The organism is Jejuia spongiicola (genome assembly GCF_023502325.1).
Lineage (GTDB): Bacteria > Bacteroidota > Bacteroidia > Flavobacteriales > Flavobacteriaceae > Wocania_A > Wocania_A spongiicola.
The window spans coordinates 68,371-91,744 of the sequence record NZ_JAMFLZ010000008.1; the positions used below are offsets into that span (position 1 = coordinate 68,371).

Sequence of the window (23,374 nt, forward strand, 5' to 3'; positions counted from 1 at the left end):
ATCAGTAATTAAAAGTTACTTCCTCTCTTTTTATTGGTGGCACTAACACATCTTTCATTAGTGTTTCTTTATCTCCACCATATGTTTTAGTAATTGGCTTACCATCTCTTGTTAAACCTTTAAAAATACCGTTATCTACTAAATTCCAAAGTGCATACTTGGCTTCTCCTTTTAAATTAATTAGCCCAAAATGGTTTTCAGACCCTAAGTCATTTGCAGCATCTTTCCATTGCTCATCAAAGGCTTCAAAGTAGAAACATGAAATGTTATTTTTATTGCTCCATTCGCGTATTAACTCATAATATCTACCAGATTTATATTCATCGCATGCTCTAGAGCCATTTACACCGTAGTGACCATTAGACACTGTGGCCCATCCTGTTTCACCTATATGAACTGGCTTATCAACACCTAAACTTTTAATATAGTTTGTAACACTGTCGTGTTGTCTGATAGAAAACTCTAGTGCTCGTTGCATTGCAGACTCTATTTTTTCTGCATCTGTGAGTTCAACTTCGTCTTCTGGAACTAACCAAAAATTAGGATTATAATGCGAATTATGCATCGGATAAGTGTGCATTGAAATATAATCAACTGTCTTTATTAATTGTTCTAAATCTTCAGTATGATAACTTGCATCGCCACCACCCCAAGACGAGAAATCATCTGAACAGGTAACCCATAAATCTTTTGGCAAATCTCCTTTCTTTTTTAATTCTTGTAAATGGTTTACCCATTTTAATATTACATTTGGGCGCACAAAATAACTGGTAGCCCATCTCACCATAGCCTCATTGCCAACAGCAATAATCTTTACTATATCTGGATAAGCTTTTGCAAGCGCCACTGCTCTATCGATTTCTCCTGCATTTTGCTCGCTCTCTACTTCATGATTTGGCACCATACCTGTCCATGCATTTTGACAGTCTATCCAAGCTCCAAGCATAACATACATTTCAAAACTCGAATCCTCTGCTTTTAACTCACTTATGGCCTTTAATAGGTTGGGTGCTTGTTGTAATTGTACATTATAGGTTCTTAGTATTTTTATACCCATTGCAGATAAAATTTTCATATCTTCTTTTAACTCTGCAATAGTAGGTTGTATATCTCTGGTTTTTTGACGATAACCTCCGTAGGAAATAGCTAAATACTCTGGGTTTCCTAAAATATCAGCTGCTGTAATATCTTTTACTTTTCTCACGTTCTCAGATTCTTTTTTTGTACCGTTTACACAACCAAAGGCTAAAATTAAAATTGAAATTATACCTATTATGTTTTTATTGGTTTTCACGTGTAAACTTCTAATGGTTGGTTAAACTTATCTGCTTTTTGTTCTGTTATTTACTAAATTTTACTATAATTTGATTCACTTCACCCTGTCTTTCAAATATGGATTTTGAAGTTTTCAAATCAAGGCTTTTGTTATCAAATTCAACCTGTTCTCCTGTATTAAAAATAACTTTTAAACTCTCTTTTTCAGAGCGCTTATATATAATTGGTACTTGGCAATAGGTAAAACATAACGAGTTAGCTTCAAGTGCTATACTTTGTTTTTCCTTAGAAACATTAGCAAAACTAAATATTGATGGTTCTTTCAAAAACTCTTTAGTTTGCAATAACCCTGGTTTAAAAATAAGTTTACCGTTTTTAACAAATACACCTAGCTCTCCAAACCTACTTAATATATCTTCTTTTACTTGACCTGTCATTCCAGGCTGTTGTGCCCCTTTAGTTGCTGGTGTATGAGAGTAAGGATCTGTTGGAAAAGCACCATATAACTCTGGTGATTTATGAACTCCTATACCTGCATTAATTTCGTAATAATGGTCAAATAATTTACCTATTACCACTGCATCCTCATTACCGTTTATTGCTAACAGACAATTTTCTTGAACCGCTAACAATAACTTAGATACCATGTGCCAATAAATAGAACCCAAACCTTCGTATCCAAAAAATGTTCCCGAGCGTCCTGTAAACGATTTATGATCAAAAATCTCTTCAAAAGTTTCAAGTAAAAATGATGTATCATTTTCTACCAACGATTTGTAATCCTCACTTAAATTATTTAATGCAGCTAATAAACTATTCGCATTATTAAAACTTCCATTAAAATGATAATTGCCTAAAACATCTTTCTCAATAACTTGCCAATTGTTATTTGCAATTAATTGTTTTAATAAAATAGACTGTTCTACTTTTTCAACAGGAATATTGTTCTTTTTATCAAATCTAGGTAATTCCTTATCTGGGTAAAGTATATAACTGTATTGATCTCTTCTAAATAATGTACTATCTTTTAGTCCATTAAGTAATTCTAATGCTTCAGTTGGTGTTAAATAACCTGAGCTTAATGCAGCTACTTGACCTTCTAACATTACTGGTAGGTGAGATAAAGAAACTTCATCATCATTTTCAATAGTCATTAAATTATAAGCATGGTACATATTATCGTTCCGCTTATTCGCAACAATAGTATGTTCTAAATATGCCTTTGTAACATTGAAAAACTCTAAAAGACCTTCTTTACTAATAACATCTTTATTACCACTAAAGCTATTATTATATATAGTCTCTCTATATATACTTCCAGCTTTACCTAATCCATCTAAAACTGTTTTTCTGTCTTGATTAGAAATTTTATCATCTAAAATATTCTTATTGGCATCAAGCGTTATAAATACTTGTCTAAAAAAAGTATTAAGCTCATTAGAAATTTCAATATTATTTAATTCAGATTTCTCAACAATACCCTCAAAGAAATTTAAGAAGCGTTGCAAATAATTAAGAGTTATCATGGAAACACCATTACCTACTAAAGCGTTGTTTGCATCATTCCATTCTGGCCTCTGAGTATTTAACCAAATACCTCCTTCGGGAATAAAGTTTGATACTTTTGATAGTACCGTAGCTAATAATTTTTCAATCAAATTGACTCTATATATATCTGAGTTTTGGTCTTCTAATAAAGCTCCATCTGCACCAATTTTCTCTCTTTTCTCATTGATTTTATGATCCAAGTTGTAATCAAAATCAATAGTGTCCTTTGGATTCTTTAAAGTATCAGTATAACTTCTTATTTTATAAGGAACATTGGCATATACAAAAAGGTTTTCATTAAATCGTTTTTCTAAATCTCCTGGATAATGATCTTCTACAAATTCTAAGAATTTTAAAAGATATATGATTTGATGGTCTCCCCAATAGCCAATGTAAGACCAAGGATCGTTTTCTTCAATAACTTCCCAATCAAAACCATCTTTTGTAACACGGTATGGATTATAACCTTCAAATGTTGTAGCATTTAAAAACTTATGTATCATGCCTTCAATAAACTCAGGATAAGAGTGTGCTAAAGCTTCCCAGTTTTGGAAGATATCACGCCAATTCCCTTCGTAGTCAAGAATTTTTGAACCATCTTCGTTTCTTGTATTAATAGAAAACTTATTCCATGGTCTACTAGGATCTCCGTGTCGTCTACTAAATTTTAATGGTAAATATTCTAAACATAATCGTTTAAAATCATAGTTTTTACTTTTCTCGGCAAAACCTTTAATATCATTTAAGGAAAACATATTTGGTAAAGCACTTAATGTTCTTTCCTTTTCTTTGTAAACCTCTTTATTCGCCTTGGAAATATATTTTATAAAATCAGATTTCTCAATAGTATATGCATCATCAAAAATGCCTCCACGCATGATATTAAAAAGCGTGTTTGCAAAATGTCTTGTATTTGTTAATGGGTCTGCTGTAAGTTGTATACCATCTGAAGCTGTAGCTAAATCAATCAAATTTTTAGTACCCAAATCAATATTACTTTGTACTAAACCTGATAAATTATCCTCATTTTTAATGATTTCAGAAATTTTAACCACATCAGAAATCGATTGGTTAACATTAGCTGCAAACATCCAATTTCTTTCGCCTCCAGATTCTAATTCAATTTGAGTTGAAATAAAGTATGCTCCTTTTTCGGCTTTTACATTTATTTCTTCTTGAATAGGTAATCCCTTTCTAAAATCATCTAATTGAAATGATGATAATAAATAGGTTGGATTTGTTAACCCTGTAGACCAAACTGTGTTAGCTTTCAATGCTTCACTAGGTTCTGCTTTGTCTACAATAACTGAGCTTAATGCATATATACCTAAGCCCACTTCTTTTTGAAGCTCGCTCTTCTTATAGGCATCTACAAGATTGCTTCTAGTGTTTTGCAAATCAGAAGTAACGCTTGCTGGTAATATATTTTGCAGTCCATCTAAAACTCTTATATCTACTTTAAAATCATTATGATTTATTAAAGTTGATTTTTTTACAAAGCCAAATTTATTACTAGAATTCCACTCATATCTATATGTGATGTCTAGGTCTAGGTTGTTTTCTTCAAAGACAATTTTATTTCCGTGAATGTTTTTATACAGATTGGTTTGTGTTCTATATAGCCCCATTTGGCGTATAGAAAACGGTTCCCAAACATGTAACTTATTATTTACACTAACATGTAAAATGGTCTTACTTCCCGTAATTTCAGACATTTCAGTAATTTTATCATCTGTATAATATGGGAATAAAGATGATTCTGCATTTTTTCTACCAGCAGTTAAGCCTCCATTACTTGATATAAACATCCAGTGATTGGAATCACTAACAATACTCATAAAAAACGGACGCATTTTGTCACTATTAGAAATCTTGTAGAAAGTTTCATTATTAAAAGTGATTAATTCTCCTTTTATATTATCCATTGTATTTGAAACTTTAAGCTCGTCTTTAAAAACTGTACTATTCATTTAACTTTTAAGAGTCTAATTGAATTTATATTTAATAAAAAGGCTAGCTAGTATATCAAATTTGAGCTAGCCTCTTTATTTTTCCTTATTTTATCTAATCCTTATTCTAATCTTATATCATCAAAATAATATATCCCTTCAGCACTAGTTGTTTCACCATCTGTTCCATCTGGATTATCTGGCTTTATAACTAGCTGATTTAGCCCAGTATTATTTCCAGGTATCCCTGTAAATGTAATTTCAACTTCTGTCCAAGTATTAGCATTTACTATGGTTGCATATTGTGGTCCTGGATTACCAGAAGCCGGTGGTTGAGGGTCACTATTTACTTCAAATTTCATAACCGTATTAGCTACAGTAGAATAAACTTTAAACTTGAATGTTTTGGTCGCGTCAAAATTGCTAGGGAATGGGTTTTGGAAACCTGCCCATCTATTTGTTCCTGATGCTTTAACTACTTTCAATACATAGTCTGAAGTGTTTATTCCTGTTTTATCTGGATTATCATCCAATGCAGTTGAAATACTACCCACATCAGTAAATGTGCTTATGAAAGATTCGCAACTTTCAAAATTCACTGGGAATGCTGTTGCTGCAACTGCTGTACCTGAGCATCCGCCGCCAGTACCGCCTCCGCCGCCACCGCCACCGCCGGAACCAAGGTTTAATTTTAAATCATCAAAATAATATGTATTATTACTTGCTGTTGCTAAATCAAAGAAAATTACAAGTCTGTCATAAATACCACTATCTGCTGCATTAAAAGGAATTGTAAGTTCTTCCCATTCATTTGTTTTGGTGGTAGTTGTCGTAGATTCTCTATCTCCAGAAGTTGTAGCTCCACTTGAGGTTTTATCTTCTAACTTTAAAGTTACTTTATAACCAGATTGTGGAGAAAATACTTTTATCGTGAAATTAGAGCCATCAGTAAATGTAAATTTATCATCAAAATCTATTTGTAAATTATCCCAAGCTTGTACATTTGATTTTGTTACTTTACCTACTTTACATGAGGTATTAGCACCTGCAAAATCCGGATTATCTACATACTCATAAGTAACATTGTCTTGGAAAAATTTGTTTGATTCACTACCCTGAGCAGTCGTGGTACCTGGGTCGCTCATAAAAGTTAAATCGAAATCTGATGGGTTTATAGATTGCATTGTTTCAGCGACACAATTACCGCCTCCTCCACCAGAGCCTAGGTTTACTTTAAGATCATCAAAGTAATATGTATTATTATTTGCAGTTGATAAATCAAAGAATACTACAAGTCTATCATATTTCCCGCTATCTACTGCATCAAAAGGTATTGTAAGTACTTCCCACTCATTTGTTTTCGTTGTACTTGCTGTAGATTCTCTATCTCCAGAAGTTGTAGCTCCACTAGAAGTTTTATCCTCTAGTTTCAATGTTACTTTATAACCAGACACTGGAGAAAATACTTTTAAAGAAATATTCGAACCATCTGTAAACGTAAATTTATCATCAAAATCGATTTGCAAATTATCCCAAGCTTGCACATTTGATTTTGTTACTTTACCTACTTTACAAGATTTATTTGCATCAGTAGATGGGTCTGGATTATTAGCATATTCATAAGTAACATTGTCTTGAAAAAACTTACCAGATTCGCTACCTTGAGCAGCTGTAGTACCAGGGTCAGTTAAAAATGTTATATTAAGATCTGTTGGACTTAATGATTGTTCTGTTTCATCCTCACACGCTATAGCTGAAACATTAACAGTTCTTTCAACTTGTTCAGCTGCGTTACCTTGAGCATCAGATACATTATAAGTAATTACATAAGTCCCTTCTGTATTGATGTCAACTGTGTCTCCACCAACAACGATACTAGCAGTAAGATCGCCATCAACTTCATCAAGAGCTGTTGCTCCTGGATCAGTAAAGGCATCTCCTATGGTTAAATTTATGGTTGAGTCCCCTAATAAGGTAATTAACGGAGCATCTTGATCTAAAAATGTTATTGTGTCTTCAAAAGTGTCTGAAGCTCCAGCAACATTTTTTGCTTTTAATACTACAGTAAATGATCCTATTCCATATCTTTTTACAGGGTTTATTAATGTTGATGAAGTACCATCTCCTAAATTCCACTCGTGTTTCTGAGCGTTTTCAGAGGTATTTATAAATGTTACTGTTCTTGTATCGCTATCTATAGTATAAGTAAAGCCAGCAACAACTTTTGGTAAAACTACATCATCGTCTTCACAACCTATAAAAGCTACCGCTAATATAAGTACTGAAATTTGTTTAAATCTTCTTAATAATTGTTTCATTGTCTTTTTTTTAATTAGTTGTAACTATTTTTATATACTCGCACATAATCTACAAGCATGTTTTGTGGAAATACTGTTTCTGCGTTTGGAGAACCTGGTAAGGCGCCACCCACTGCTACATTTAATATAATGTAGAAAGGCCCGCGATTAAACACCCACTCTCCAGTTACGTCTTCTGGTGTTATTTGATTGTATAATACATCGTCTACATAGTAGTTAATATAATCTGGTCCCCATTCTATACCGAAAATGTGGAACCCAGTATCAAACCTATCTCCGTCTAATTCATAAGATTTAGTAACACCTTGAGCTCCCGAGTAACCTGGACCATGTACAGTACCAAAAACTTTTGTTGGGTGATTCCCTACATATTCCATAATATCAATCTCGCCTATTTGCGGCCAAACCTCTGACCCATTAGAATCGTCTCCTAATAACCAAAATGCTGGCCAAATCCCCTTACCATAAGGTAATTTAATACGTGCTTCGAAGCGTCCATAAGTTTGTTGAAATTTTCCTTTAGTTAACAGTCTTGCTGAAGTATAATTAGAACCATTAAACTGTTCCTCCTTTGCAGTAATAACTAGAACTCCGTTTTGTACCGTTACATTTTCTGTACGGTCTGTATAGTATTGTAATTCACCGTTTCCCCAACCGTTATCTCCAGTACCAATATTATAGTTCCATATAGCACTATTAGGCGCTCCGTCTGTATCAAATTCATCAGACATAACTAGTTCTGTGAATGTTGCTACGGTTTGTGTTTCGTCTGTTTCACAACTAGAAATAACAAAAGTCGTTATCAACAGAAAAGAAATAAACAGTAAAGCTTTATTGATTATTTTATATTTTATTGTTTTGTTCATCTTTTAGAGTTTTAATTTTAACTTATTCTGAATAGAAGTAAATGTTGTCTAAATAAAAATTAGTTAATGAAGAGCCATTAACGTTTTCATAAATTAGAAGGCCAATCTTACTTTTATCAGCCAAACTTATTGGAATCTCAAGTGTGCTCCATGTATTTGAAACAAAATCAGAGGCTTTAAAAAACGCTTGCTGTCTACCACTTTCTGTTCCTCCATCATCAAAACTTACAATTGAAATTAGAAAATCAAGATTTGAAGGGATGTCACCTGGTATAAACATATTAATGTGTAGGTTAGGCTTTCCTGTGGCATCAATAGTTGGGTTTTGAAACTGAGTTCCAACAAAATTAAAGTTAGTATAGTTTAGAATGTTATCTCCCTTTATTTCAAAGTCATCAGATCCTGTAGTTTGAAAAGGCTCCCAAAATCCATTAAAAAAGTCAACAGGAACATTATCGTATACATCACTAAATATAGAAATGACATTATTAGAATCTCGTGTAGGCGTTGGAGCAAAATTAAATTCTCCTAATACATCAACAATTAAAGATCCTTCTGCCTGAACACCTGCAGATGATGCTGTAATAACAGACCTACCAATGTTAAGAGATTCAAAAGTCCCTGTTTCATCAATAATCAAAACATTTGAATCTGAAGATGTCCAGTCAAAATAACTACGTGAAGCATTAACAGAAATGTTTTGTCCTGAACTTAAGTTAAATGTTACAGTTGGTGCATCTACCAGACCGCCAGTTTCAACAAAAGTTTGTGTTTCTACATCAGCTCCACCATATATTTTTGGTATTGGTTGGCCAATAGTTCCTAATTTTTCAAATTTTAAATCATCAATCCAAAAGGTATAACCAAGTCCGCCTGTATCTTGTGTTCCTGCTGAATACCAAAACATACCTCTTTCTTCAAATAATTTAGAAGCATCTGGAATAGGAATAACATATTTAACCCAATTAGTACTAAAACTTACATTTTCAATTTGAGCTTGATATTTATTTTCTAAAAAATCTTGGCCAAATCCTAGTTGACCAATTACTACGCCTTGAGAGGCTTTAGCCCAAAACGTTAAGGCATCATAACCTGTTAAATCACGACCAGCTCCATCTGTTCTAAATATGGCTCCAGCATAACTACCATCTGGGTCGTTTGCATTAGGCACATCAAAACGCATAGAGGATTGACTTTCGTAACCTTCGCTATCATCTACAGTCCAAGCTGTAGCTTTTGATCCCAAAAAAGGAAAGTAAAAGTTGGTACCTAGTCCAATAGGAGAGTCTGTAAAAATTTCTCCAGCTGAAGAATTTGTTGCGAACTCAACCTCGTCTGATAAGTCTCTTTCACAACTTACCGTGGCAATAAAAACTAATCCTATTAGTAATACAGCTGTTCTATATTTAAATTTAATATTTTTCATCTTTCTGTATTTTTTATTTTCCTATGTTGATATGTATATATGTTCTAATTTCCCATTCTTGTCCATCATCAAACCCAATTGTACTAATTGTTGGAACTGGCGGAAATGTATTTGGTGGCACCTGATTAGGTGCGTAACGCGGTGAATATTGATCAAGTGATCTCCATGTTCCTCGAATACCAATTTTAGTGTCTGGTAGTATAAACCAATCTGGCTTTCCTATAGTTGTAGATAAGTCTAACATTAATTGTACTGGGTATGTCAAGTTAAAATCTCGATGGTAATCGAAAGGTCCCCAATCATTAATTTTAAAGGCGTGTGTTAATTTTAACTTGTTATATATTAATCTTATATCTCCTCCAATACGCTTAATCATTCTATCATCACTACCATTAGATTGTCCATTACCCGCATAAAAATTGGCTATAATACCTAAATCTGGATGTGCTTTGGCAACAATTCGTGAATGTGCTTCCCAAAGATCTTGCGCAGGCGCAGAATTAGGAAATGCAAATGAATTACGATTATCTAAAAAACCAATAGCTGCATCCATTGCTGTTGGATGGTGCTTATATACAAAGCCTAAATTGAAAGCAAATTTTGCATCTTCTGCCCTGTCATTATCCCATTCATACATCCAGGTTCCTGGAGTTGGATCGTAACTTAACAATAACTCTCCAGCAGTAGTCTCTCTATTAGCTCTTACTGCAAATGGATCGTCTTGAATATTTCTTAATCTACCAGGTGCTTGCACATCATTTGGCATAGCTGCAACAATTGGCTTTTGCCATAAAAAGTTAGGTGCTATTTGAAAATTACCAACAGTTAATGCTATACCTGTTAAGAAGTTAGTTTGGTTACCACTTCCAGTATCTTTAAGCTTCCATCCGGTAAATGTTTGAGTTTGGTCATAACCTCCATTTGCAACTATACCTTGTATTGCGCCTTGAGCATACCAATTAAATTTCCCTTTTTGGTAAGTAATTTTCCCTTTGGCTCCCCAATTATCTTCCCAATTAACTTTATCATTATAGATAACATATTTAGGATTAGATGTAGGATTATTAGCGTCGTAATTAGGATTATCTTCAGCTACTTGAAATTCTCTACCGTTTAAAGGTTCACCTCCCCAAATACCTCCTAATTGAAGTTCAAAAGCTCCAAATTCTTTTTCTACTGATAGTGTAGCTCTTCGTGTTTTGGGTTGTGGTATTGCTATAGATGTTACTGCTTCTCCAACGTCGTCTATATCTTCGTGATAAATGGCACTAAAATTAAAATGACCAAGTTTAAAATTATACTTTAACAACACTGCCGGATTTGCTCCCCACCATAATTGAGGTCCAAATGCCGCTTTTAATCCTTTAAGACCTTTTTTACCATCTATTTCTATACCTGATATTTCTCCTTGATAAATATCAAGATTAGGACCGTAATTTGCCTCTGGGTATAATCCAAATATATCTCCTTCATAACCCCAGTGATAATGTCCTGTACGATAGAAACCTCTTAAATCAAATTCTTTAGCTTTCCACTCAAACTCTGCATTATACACTTGAACACGATTTGCATCGCCTAATGTAACCGCTCCATTATTACCGTTAATAGATATTGATCGCCCTCTATTTTCATAAAAGATTTCATCAATTGGGTTTTCAGCAACATTTCCTAAAATATTAAAGTTCACATTCGCCGTCATGTTAGATGTTGGCTTACCTTCTATTCCCACAAAATAAGACTGCATATGATCAAACCCTAATTGATTTGGATAGGTTAATTCGTCTGGGTCTGCAGTATCTGGAGTTGTTAGTAAGCTACCTCCTGTATTAAACGTGGTAAACTCTGCTCTTAAATTGCTTATTTTAATTTTTCCACCAGATTGTGCATCTAAAGCCGCCTTGTCACCACGCGCTTTTAACATGGCTTCCGTAATATTGATATTTTTAAAATAGTTATTAAGAAATTCCAAAGACATCCCCTCATCATAAGGATTAAGGGCGTGTGCATCCTTAAGTGTATAATATGAAGCACGAGGATACAAATCGTAAAGCCCTCTTGCACTTGTTGGCCCTTTAGCACAAATACCAAACCACTCCTCGTTCATATTATTTGAACCGTTTTTCGTATCGTGATAATATCCTCCATTACTCCATGAGGCACCAGTTTGATGTGTATCGGCATCTTTACGTTTGTCAAAACCTAATTTCCACCAACCGTCACTAAATTGGAATGTAAAACCTCCTATAGAATTTCCTACTTTCCCCAAACCTGAAGCATTTTCATAAATTTCTTTCCAGTTTGACAAATTATAATGTGCTTGCCAGTATTGATCTTCTTTTTCTTCTAGAGCGTTATAGGCATCTGCACCAAACTCTGTAAACATAAGAGGTATGCCAAGCTTGTCTTTAACCACTTGAAAGAAATCTCCAAATGATTCTCCTCTATAAGTATTAGCTCCATATACGTCAATATCTTTACATTCTTCTGCTATGATATCAATAAACAAAACATCTCCGTTACATATTGCAACTGGGTGATTTGGATCCATTGCTTTCATTTTGATGGCAACCTCATTCATTAGTTTGTACATTGGCCGACCACGTAGTTCGCCTACTGCATTAATTTTTTCTTCGCCATCAGGAAAATCTTCTGTTTCTGCTCCTTGCCAAAATAATCCGTAGTTATTTTCATTACCCATCATATACATCAAAATCCCAGGAACATCTTTGTATTCTTTGACCAAATTGATCATATCAGACACTAGTTGCTCTTGTGTTTTTTCATCTGAGTAAATTGTAACGGGAGTCCAAACACCATCTAATGTTAGGCCATAACGACCAAATGAATGGTTTAACAGAGTATAAATTCCATATTTTTCATATATATATGTTACCCATTTAGCAGGCACACCTACATATTGTCTTATAACATTAACATTCATATTCTTTAACAGACCCATTTCTGTATCAAGCCCTGCCTTTATGATATCATCTGGCTGCTCATAAAAATTGGCGTTAGTAACATCAGTACCTATTGGAACATAATCCCAATTCACACCATTAAGCATAAAGTCTTTGCCGTCGACAACCAGTTTCTGGCCTTCTTCACTACTAACAATCTCTACTTTATTTGCCTGGGCAAATGTTGAGACCGTAAATAAAAAGAGTAATAATCTTAGAAAATTGTTTTTCATAGTTTTATTTTTTTAAGTTGGTATAAACAAGTTTTATTATTTACAATGTTGTGGTAGAATTATGGGATGTTGCGTTGTTATAAAATTACCTTAATAAATTAAGAATTTCATAAAGAACGCCTCAACAAAAAACATACATAGTAAAAAAAACTTGCTTATTATTCTAAAATCCTAACAAAAACAGCTACTTGTTGCAGTATTATATTTTTTATTTTCAGAATATAAATTTTATAAAAATGCTTACTTGTTGTGGTAATGTATAGGTTAAAAAAACACGTGTTGTGTTTTTTTAACCTATAAAAACAATTTGATTAATCAATTTCTTGCAACCTAATCATTAGGATTATCAGTTTGATATTTACAATACCAAGCCAAATCTGGATTAGAACTATCAGTCATTCTTACAAACAATGTGTTTTCAGTTATTTCGATAATTTCTAGTGTGCTAACATTTACATACCAAGACATAAAACCGCCATCTGAAAAATTCATTGTTGTTCCCCTATAGTCACCATCTTCTGTTGCTGTTGAAGATGATGGGCTAAAACCAACATTTTTAATACCATCTAATGAAGGAGCCACAGTTAAACCATGACATGTATCTCCATCTACACCTATTGAAGCTGCAAAGTCTCCAGGCGTATATGCTATATCTGTTAGTTGCTCAAAAGTTACTCCGCCGTCAGCAGATTGTGTAAAAACAAACTCTGCATCATACATACACAATTTATCACCATGCCAAGCATCAGAAGTAAACCACTGAGAGAATGTATGCTCACCTCCTGATTGTACAGCATTTGGCCCTAAACCAATGTTACCAGGCTTATCTGCAGCCCAATACCAGGTTTTACTTAATCCAGCCCCGCCTGTTAAAAAATCTTTAGCTTCTTGATCTTCAAAAGAGCTAAAAACATCAATATTTATAGATGCAGTACTAGAAATACCTCCCCTTCCAGAAGCTATAACTGTAACTGAATACGTATTTGTTCCTGTTAAACTAAATCTGTGCGTAATAGATCCTGAAGGGGCCACTTTAACATCTGACCCATCCCCAAAATTAAATCTATATGTAATTGCTCCATTAGAGTTCACTGTAAAGTTTACTAATCCAGTTCCATCTCCGTTTGGATTAGTTGCATCTAAACCTACTATTTCTGCAGATATAGAAACATCCATAGGTGCTGTTATGTCTCCAAAACTAGCATCGTCATCTTGACAACTCACAAATACCATTGCCAATGACATAAATAAAACTATTACTAGTCCTTTATTGTTTATAAATTTTTTCATAATTCAATCTTATTTATTAATTAGTTAGAAGTTAAAGAAACATTATCAATATTTACTTGACCTATTTCTGCTCCCATATCAAATATTACACGTGCATCAGCAGCTCCAAAATCTGCTGCTTCAAGAGTTAGTGTATATGTTGTTCTTGTTGGTGTAATGCTAACTGATTCTGTGGCACTTGACCATGGTGGACCACTTAACCCTATACCAGAAACTATTGCCCTATTGGTATCTGACCAAGCATCAAAGGTTAGCGTATAAGTTAAGCCTTGAGTAATTTCAACTTTTTGACTCATATTTACATCCCAAGGATTTCCAGCTGTAGCAACATCTGCAGAATAATATGTGTTTCCTGAATCTGTAACCACAGATACAAGAGCATTATCATCTGTTCCAACAATCCAAGGTTCACTTCCTGCTTCAAAATCACCATTAGTTAATATACCATCATCAAACGGACCATCACCTAAAAATAAAGACACATTATCTATATTCACCATTCCTACTTCAGCTCCCATATCGAATATAACACGAGCATCTGGAGCTCCATAACCAGTTGCAACTAGAGTTAATGAATATGTTGTTTTAGTTGGTGTAATGTTAACAGATTCTGTCGTGCTCGACCATGGTGGACCACTTAAGCCTATGCCTGAAATTATTGACCTATTAGTATCTGACCAAGCATCAAAGACTAATGTGTAAGTTTCATCTTGAATGATATTAACTTTTTGACTCATATTAACATCCCAAGGGTTTCCTGCTGCAGTAACATTTGTAGAATAATATGTATTTCCTGAATCTGTAACGACAGCTACAGGAGCATTATCATCAGTACCTACAATCCAAGAATCTGCTCCAGATTCAAAATCGCCATTTGCTAATAAACCATCATTGAACGGGTCTGCACTTTGTAAATCAATATTATCTACATAAAATGTCCAGTCTGTACTTCCATCTCCAACGATACCAAAATCAAAAAACCATACTAATTTTTGATAGGTCTGCGATAAATCAATATCGCTAAAATCAATAAGTACTTCTTCCCAAGCACTATTACCTTGCAAAGTGACTTCTTTTTCTATATTAATATTAGCATCGTCAAGGTTTTCTATTTTGAAGGTTAATTTCCCTCCAGGTCGAGGAGACCAAACATCTAGTTTTATAATGTTTTTAGAGCTAAAATCTATAGGTGCAGAGGTAATAATAACATCTCCTGCCCAAATTTCTGGAGCTCCTTTAACAATCTTACCTACTTTAGCAGAAGCATTACCATCAGTATCTGGATTATCTACTACCTCAGCAGATGCGCCTCCAAAACCAATAAACTTACTAGAATCAAAAACCTCAAAATCGATAGGCATTTCTACAGGTGATGATACTGTAATAACTTCTGTTAACTCTGTAGTCTCAGAACCACCACTTAAAGCTACTACTTTTAAAGTGTAGTCGCCAACACCAGCGTATTCAAAACTTACAGTTTCTCCAACTTGCATTGGTGTTCCTTCTTCAGCTGGATTAGAAGTGTCAAAAAACACTAAAAAGGATGCTGCATAATCTGCAATTGCTGAAACATTTACAATAAATGGGTTAGAAGCATCTATTTGAGTTGTAATCTCTAAGTTCTCTGGCGCCCTAAAAGACACAACTAATTCTTTACTAATAGTTGTTTTTAATCCATTAAGTCCAACAGCCTCTACGTTAACCGAATATGTTCCTTCTAGATAAGAATGATCCAAACTTTCTCCTTGCTTTACACTTTCAGAACCCTCGGTTCCATCTCCAAAAGTAATATTATACATTACTGCTCCGTCTGAGTTTGGTGTAATTGAAACCAAACCACTATTGTCTTGAGATATTTTAAAAAGAGCCGATACATTTGTAGGCGCTTCAATTTTATCAACAAAACTTAAATCGTTATCATCTTCAGCACATCCTATAAAGAATACTAAAGTTAAACTCAATATATATTTTAATGCTTTCATATTTTATTTTTTAATTTTTAATATCCTGGGTTTTGTGCCCATCTATCTCCTGCCAACTGTATTTCTATTTGTGGTATAGGAAATACTTCATGTTTTCCAGCAGTAAAACCGTCAATTTCAGTAGCAGCCCTACCTGTTCTAACTAAATCGAAAAAACGGTGCCCTTCTCCTACCAACTCAACTCGACGTTCTTGGTAAATATCATTAGTTAAATTAGATCCTGTAGTTGTTACGTTAGGCAACATCGCTCTAGTACGTACGCGGTTTAAATATCCTTGTGCTCTGGTATCACTAATGCTACCTCTATTTAATGCTTCTGCAGCCATTAATAAGACATCAGCAAAACGTATTGACCTATAGTTATTAGGATTCGTTAAGTTAGCATCACCAGTATTTAAATCGCCTTGTCTAGATATGTACTTTCTATTAAAGTATCCTGTATGCTCATAACCTGTACCAAATGATGCTCCAGTATCTGTAGCCCAAGTATCTATATTTAGTATAGCAGTATCTAATCTAAGATCTCCAGCTTCAAATGCATCAACAACTTCTTGCACTGGTACATTAAAACTAAAGCCAGATTCAAATTCTGGTCCACTATAATTTCTTATTCCATTAAATCCAACTGCAACATTACCTTCACTACATTGTAAACATTCAAAACCAGCACCTTCTGTATCGATATACTGAACTTCAAAAACAGATTCTATATTGTTTTCGTTATCATTCTCAAATATTGGCAATATTGTTAAGCCTTGTACATTTCTGGTTTCTGTAACTAAATCGTAAGGTCCATTGTTAATTAAGTCCTCTAAAACTGTAGCAGCTTCTGTAAATTTATCTTGATACAGATAAGCTTTACCTAGCAACGCTTGTGCAGCTCCTTTAGTAACTCTTCCTACTTGTGACTGCGTATATGGTAAGTTAGCCGCAGCAAACATTAAATCTTGTTCTATTAAAGCATAAACTTCAGACTTAGGAGACCTTTCTATTACAAACTGGTCTCCAAACTCAATACGTTTATCAACTAAAAAAGGAATATCTCCAAACCACTTTACTAACTCAAAATTATAATAAGCTCTTAAAAAACGTGCTTGCCCTATAACATTGTTTTTGTTAGGAAAGTCAATATTATCTTGAAACTCTAAAATAAAATTGGCTCTATTTACTGCTCCATACATCCAATTCCAAATATCTCTTAAATTGGCATTGTTTGGTGTATGTATCATATCATCAATTTCTTGAAAACCGATAACATCTGTAGCGCTTTCTCCTCCACACAATGTGTTATCTGACGCTATTTCGCCTAACATTACATTTACATAGGTGTATTGTAACCCGTCATATGCTCCTGTTAAAGCCATTTGATAATCTTCTTCAGTGTTGAAGAAACTTTCTGAATTCGCATCTGGCGAATCAACATTTACAAAATCGTCGCTACAAGAAAAAATTAACGCGATAACTATAAATATACTTTTGATTTTTAAATTTTTCATAACGCTAATTAAAATTTTAAGTTAAGACCAAATAAAAATGTTTTTGGATTAGGATAAAACCCTTGATCTATTCCTCCTCCAATTGGACTACCTGATGAGGCTGTTGGATCGTAACCTCTGTATTCGGTTAATGTGAAAAGATTACTCGCCGATACATATAAGCGTAGCTTGTTTATTTTTGAGTCTTCTGATTTAGGATTAATAGTATAACCAAATTGTATGTTTTGTAATCGAACAAAAGACCCGTCTTCTACAAAATAATCTGAAAATAATCCGTTAGAATTTGCTCCAGATGTAACTCTTGGGTCTGTGTTTGATGTTCCTTCTCCTGTCCAACGGTTTAAGTAATTAACTGTTCTATTTGTTAAATTTTGATTACGCTCATAGTTACGAACAATTTCGTTTCCTAAAGAAGCAAATGCGTAAGCTGAAAAATCAAAATCTTTATAGTCAAAAGAGATATTAAGTCCCATGGTAGCGTCTGGAAGCGGATCTCCTATATATGTTTTATCATCATCGTCTATTTCTCCGTCATTATTAAGATCAACAAACCTTAAGTCTCCTGCTTGCACATTATTATCTATGACAGCAGAATTATCAACCTCTGCTTGGTTTTGAAAAACACCATCGGTTTTAAATCCTCTGAAATAACCTATTGGATATCCTGCCTCCATTCTTGAAGGTGGATCTTGACCTACACCAAAACTTCCTCCTGATAAAAACCCGCCATCTGAACTTACAGAAATTACTTCGTTATCAATAGTTGTAACATTATACTTTACGCTGAATTTAAAATTGTCACTTAAATTACCTGAATATCCAATTGCAAATTCTAAACCTTTATTTTCTACAACTCCTGCATTAATAGTAGGTGCACCAGAACCTGCTGCTCCTCCTCCAATGATTCCTGAAACTTGAGGGGTTACTAATAAGTCTTCTGTAGTCTTTTTAAAATAATCTGCCGTTATATCTAACTTATTATCTAAAAACTTCATATCAACACCTATATCCCAAGTTTTTTGTTTTTCCCATCGTATTTCTGGGTTGGCTATAACTCCTGGTGCTAATCCGTTTACCAGTTGATCGTTAAACACGTAAGTACCTTCTCCGTTTAATAACGATACAAATCTAAAATCTCCAATTCTATCGTTACCTAAAATACCATAAGACGCTCTAAACTTTAAGAAGTTTATCGTATTACTATCAGCAAGAAAATCTTCATCTGAAGCAATCCATCCTATAGAACCAGATGGAAAAATACCAAATTTATTAGCAGGTCCAAACTTAGAAGATCCATCTCGACGTACTACGGCTGATAATAAATATTTACCTTTATAATCGTACTGCAATCTTGCAAAGTATGATAATAATCTGGAATCGAATGTATCATTTCTTCCTCTAAGCTGAAACCTATCTTCTACACTACTTGCTTCTGCTATACTTGCATTAACAACTGAATTTCCTTTAATATCAAACCCTTTTTTTCCTGTAAACTCTCCTGTTGTTTTAAAAATAGAAGTACCTAATAACACATTAACTTTATGTACATCCTTAAATGTGTTTTCATAATTGATAAAAGCATCAAATGTATAGTCTCTAAAATAGTCAAGGTTTTCTATAACTTCACTTCTATCTATATTAAAGACCTTACCACTTCCATAATCAACAACTGGCTTAAATATTTTCGACCTCACTTCAGAATAATTAAACTGAATATTAGCCTGTGCTGTAAAATGCTCTAAAAAGTTGTATCCTAAGCCTGCATTTCCACTAAGCCTACTAACCTTGGTTCTATCATAAGCATTAGCGGTTTGAGCTATTGGGTTTATAACTTCGTTACCCAAGCCTTCAGCTATTGTAAACACACCCATTTCGTCTCTAACTGCTTTGGTTGGATCCATATTTAAAGCATTAAAGAGTACCGAACCTAGAGCTGATTCAATTAAGTTTTTCTTATTAGTACTTGTATAAGTCAATCCTGATGTAAGCTTAAAATTTTCTAAAAAATCTAAGTTATAACTCGCACGCTTTGTAAAACGTGTAAAGTTGGATTTGCTTCCACCTACAATACCATCTTGCGTTAAAAAGGAACTACTGAATGAGTAAGATGATTTTTCTGTTCCACCTTTAAAAGTAATACTATTGTTAAAAATTGGAGCTGATTGAAACACCTCGTCTTGCCAGTTTGTACCTACGCCTAAAGCTGCTATATCTGTAAAAACAGGATTACTTCCGCCTGCGGCAAATGCTTCATTTACTAATAAAGCATATTCTGTTGCGTTTAGTGCTGGTAACTCTCTTGTGGTTTGTTGAAAGCCTCCATAAGCATTATACTCAACGGTTAAAGGCATATCTCTACGCCCAGTTTTAGTTGTAATTAAAACCACACCGTTAGCAGCTCTAACTCCATAAATACCTGCCGTTGCATCTTTAAGTACATTTATACTTTCAATGTCACTTGGGTTAACAACACTTAAATCTTCAACAACATTACCATCTACCAATATTAAAGGTCTGCTGTCTCCATTTGTGGAAACCCCTCTAATACTAATAGTTGTTCCTCCTCCTGGAGAACCCGATTGCGATGTTATATTAACACCTGCAACTTGCCCTTGTAGAGCCTGCTCTACCCTTGTAGGTTTCAAAGCATCAATGGTCTCTGCACCAACAACTGATACTGCTCCAGTTATTTCTTTCTTGGTTTGTGTACCATAACCAATAACAACTACTTCATTTAGTTGGGCTACATCTGGTAGTAATTGAATTGCTAGATTATCACTATTAGCAATTACTACTTCTTGAGTTATATAACCTATATAACTAAAAATAAGTATTGAACCTGTTTGAATATCATCAATAGTAAAATTACCATCAAAATCAGTTACGGTTCCTTTACTGGTATTTTTGACCAATACATTAGCTCCCGGTATTGGGAAACCTGTATCGTCTTGAACATTTCCACTAACAGTTACATTTTGCGCACCTGAGTAAGTGATAAAAAGTAGTGTTAGAATTTTAAAGAGATTTTGTCTCATGTAGTTAGTTTTTTTAGTTTTCGTAAATCTAGTTTTGAAAATTGAAGAATCCATATTTTTTGCCCAAACAAAAAACATACATGTTAAACAAAATTTATTTTTTTTATGAAAACCTTACAAATTACAGTGATTTATTAGCAAATAAACAGTCTGCCTTATAAAGCAATAGAGTGATATTTTTCTTAAATGTTGTGGTGAAGTATAGGTAAAAGTACCATATGTATAGCGATTATATTTCTAAAATATAATCTGTTAAGCTAGATTCATGGGGCAAACCTATCTTTTTTCTTAATCGATAGCGTTTAACCTCTACACTTCTAGAAGATATATTAAGTAGTGGAGCTATTTCTTTTGATGACAAATTTAATCTTAGGTAAGCACACAATCTTAAATCATTGGATGTTAGAGACGAGTGTAATGTTTTTATCTTCTTAATAAAATCTTTATCAGCATTATTAAAAGCTTCTTCAAACACATTCCAGTCATCTTTATCATTAAGGTTTCTATCAATAATCCTTATAACTGATTTTATTTTATTGTCACTATCCGATATGTTTTTTAACTCTTTTTTTATGCTATTTAAAAACTCATTCTTTTTTATAAGATTCATAGTAGAAAGCCCTAATTCTCTATTTTTACTTTCAATATCTTGTCGAAGCTTATCATTATTGAATCGCATCAATTGTTGTTTGTTTTCAAGCTCTTTTAACTCTAAATCTCTTTTACTCTTCTGCATTAATCGCTCCCTCTGCTTTCTGTAATAACGTTTATATATATTATGCGTTATTAATGAAAGTATTAAGAATAAAACAATATATAAAACTATAAATGTATTTGAAAGGTACCATGGTCTTTCAATACTAAAACTATAAGTAGCAGTATTTTTAGAAAGAGTATTTCCTATTTTAGCCCTAACATTAAAAACATAATCTCCATAAGGTAGATTTTTAAAAAGAACATTTGATTTAGAAGACCAATTACTCCACTCAGGATAAATGCCTTCTAATTGATATTGGTACTCTGTATCTAAATATTTTTCAAACTCTACTACACTATAAGTGATTTCTACATTATTATCTTCATTTTTAAAAACACCTTCAGAGCTTTTATCAACTATTTGAACACTATCCCTTACATTACTTTTAATTATTGAATTAATAGAAATATCATATACTTTTTCTCCTAATCTATTTAAATCAAGAAGAATATATCCTGTTGATGTACCTATTAAATAGCTATTGTTTTGTATAGTTGATATATTTTCGTACCCCGTTAAACCTCTCGGTAGCTCAGTAGAGAAAGGTATTTTATTTACCTTAGCCTTTCTACTTAATTTGCTTGGAGAAATATAACTAAGGTTATGTTTTGAAAAATTCCAAATGGTATTATTATCATTATCAGAGATTAATTTTCCCGAAGTATAATTATTTAATGAATATAATTTACTTAATGTCGTATCTCTTAAAAATTGTTGGTTTTCAGAATTATACTTAAATACACCATTTTTGTATGCATAAAGTATATTGTTATTATATTTTACTATACTAGAATTCAATCCTTTATCAATAAGTGTATCTCTAACAATTTTTTCGGCTTTTGAATAATCATCATTTACATTAATTTTGTAAACCCCTTTAGATTCATGACTAACAAAAATTTGATTCTTATTATAAATCTCAAAAAACTTACTTGAAATATTAAAACCTTCTATATTGTTTTTAAACTGCCACTTGTTATTTATTTTTTCAATAACATTAAGACCATCATAGTTACCTTGTAGTAATGTATTTCTATCCTCGTCAATTGGAATTATATTCCAAGTTCCTTGAATGTCAACTATTAAATCAGCTTTATCTCTATTTATCGAAAATGTTCCAGCATCGTGTCCACAAAACAGTGTATCATCAACTTTAACTAAACACCATACTGGACCTTGAGTACCTTCAATAAATTTAAATTCTTCGCTTGAATCAATAGGTCTACAATATAACCCCTGATTTGATCCTAAATACAAATACCCATCATGAACCGTGGATGCATATACAGTACCTATTCTACCTTCTTTATCATTATAAATTCTAAAAGGTGATTTAATATTTATACAGTTTATACCATTATCTAAGGCTAGCCATATATTACTTTCAGCATCTTCAAAAATATAATGTATCGTATTATTACTTAGTCCATTAATAATGTCTATGTGATTACTAATTTCTCCCTCTGGAGTTAATTGCATTACTCCATTAGATCTAGTACCTAAAACAAAGCTCCCATCTCTTAATTGGGTACTTCTGTAAACACCACTTTGAGGTATTTTGTTAGCTAGAATATCCCATTTCTTTATTGAATTGTCATTCAAAATATAGAACCCATTATTTTCTGTTTCTATTAAAAGATTTCCTTTATGATTAAAAATATTAACCATAAGACTATTCTTTATTAGTGGAGACTCAGAAATTAGTTTAGGAGCTCCATTTTCGATCTTATATAATCCATCTTTAGTTTTTTGAAAGTATATACTTTCATTTACTTTAAATACTTTATAAATTGTAGTATCCGAATCAATAAAGGAATACGATTCATTACTCTTATCGTAAATATAAATTCTCTTTAACGATTGGAATAAAATATAATCATCAAGAGCAACAATATTCCAGAACTCCTCTCCTTCTAAAAAATCTATATTAAGTTTTTTTGAAAGCGAAGTATAATACAACTGTCCAAATTCATTTCTTTGCCAATAGCCAAATTCTTTACTACATCCAGTATAAATTAAATCATTTATAACACTTACAGATCTGATTATTGTTTCGTTTGGCGAGGAATACAAGTGCCAATCAGCACCATTAAACTCAAGCAAGCCTTCGTTATTAGCTACATAAATATGGTTATTTTTTGACTGAGCTATGCACCAATTTTGATTAGCTGCTCCATACATTTTTGGAGTATAAATTTCAATAGGGGGTATTTCTTGAGCTTTAACACATAAAGACATC

Annotated in this window: 11 protein-coding genes; all 11 read right to left on the bottom strand. The window is 33.2% G+C overall.

What is annotated here, in order from left to right:
- Position 1: 1 nt before the first annotated feature.
- On the bottom strand, positions 2-1,294 hold the full coding sequence (locus M3P09_RS15405; protein ID WP_249973823.1) for a glycoside hydrolase family 17 protein: 1,293 nt from the start codon (positions 1,292-1,294) through the stop codon (positions 2-4).
- 46 nt (positions 1,295-1,340) lie between these two features.
- Positions 1,341-4,793 (bottom strand): hypothetical protein, encoded by a 3,453-nt coding sequence (locus M3P09_RS15410; protein WP_249973824.1) that lies wholly within the window; start codon positions 4,791-4,793, stop codon positions 1,341-1,343.
- A gap of 101 nt (positions 4,794-4,894) precedes the next feature.
- Positions 4,895-7,090 (bottom strand): immunoglobulin-like domain-containing protein, encoded by a 2,196-nt coding sequence (locus tag M3P09_RS15415; protein ID WP_249973825.1) that lies wholly within the window; start codon positions 7,088-7,090, stop codon positions 4,895-4,897.
- A 14-nt stretch (positions 7,091-7,104) separates the two neighbouring features.
- The gene (locus M3P09_RS15420; protein WP_249973826.1) at positions 7,105-7,956 is read right to left on the bottom strand and encodes a glycoside hydrolase family 16 protein; all 852 of its coding nucleotides are present in this window, start codon (positions 7,954-7,956) and stop codon (positions 7,105-7,107) included.
- A gap of 22 nt (positions 7,957-7,978) precedes the next feature.
- Positions 7,979-9,382, bottom strand: coding sequence for a glycosyl hydrolase family 16 (locus M3P09_RS15425; protein ID WP_249973827.1), 1,404 nt, complete (start codon positions 9,380-9,382; stop codon positions 7,979-7,981).
- Positions 9,383-9,395: 13 nt separating this feature from the next.
- Positions 9,396-12,575, bottom strand: coding sequence for a glycoside hydrolase 5 family protein (locus M3P09_RS15430; RefSeq protein WP_249973828.1), 3,180 nt, complete (start codon positions 12,573-12,575; stop codon positions 9,396-9,398).
- Between the two features lie 330 nt (positions 12,576-12,905).
- Positions 12,906-13,865 carry a PKD domain-containing protein gene (locus tag M3P09_RS15435; RefSeq protein WP_249973829.1) on the bottom strand — a complete coding sequence of 320 codons (960 nt, stop codon included), beginning with the start codon at positions 13,863-13,865 and terminating at the stop codon, positions 12,906-12,908.
- Between the two features lie 20 nt (positions 13,866-13,885).
- Positions 13,886-15,847 carry a carbohydrate binding domain-containing protein gene (locus tag M3P09_RS15440; protein ID WP_249973830.1) on the bottom strand — a complete coding sequence of 654 codons (1,962 nt, stop codon included), beginning with the start codon at positions 15,845-15,847 and terminating at the stop codon, positions 13,886-13,888.
- A gap of 17 nt (positions 15,848-15,864) precedes the next feature.
- Positions 15,865-17,343, bottom strand: a complete 1,479-nt coding sequence (locus tag M3P09_RS15445; RefSeq protein ID WP_099562999.1) for a RagB/SusD family nutrient uptake outer membrane protein — start codon at positions 17,341-17,343, stop codon at positions 15,865-15,867.
- Positions 17,344-17,351: 8 nt separating this feature from the next.
- Complete coding sequence (locus M3P09_RS15450; RefSeq protein ID WP_249973831.1) at positions 17,352-20,378, bottom strand: SusC/RagA family TonB-linked outer membrane protein; 3,027 nt, start codon at positions 20,376-20,378, stop codon at positions 17,352-17,354.
- Between the two features lie 229 nt (positions 20,379-20,607).
- Entirely contained in the window at positions 20,608-23,373 is a 2,766-nt protein-coding gene (locus M3P09_RS15455; RefSeq protein WP_099563000.1) for a helix-turn-helix and ligand-binding sensor domain-containing protein, read from the bottom strand.
- Position 23,374 lies beyond the last annotated feature (1 nt).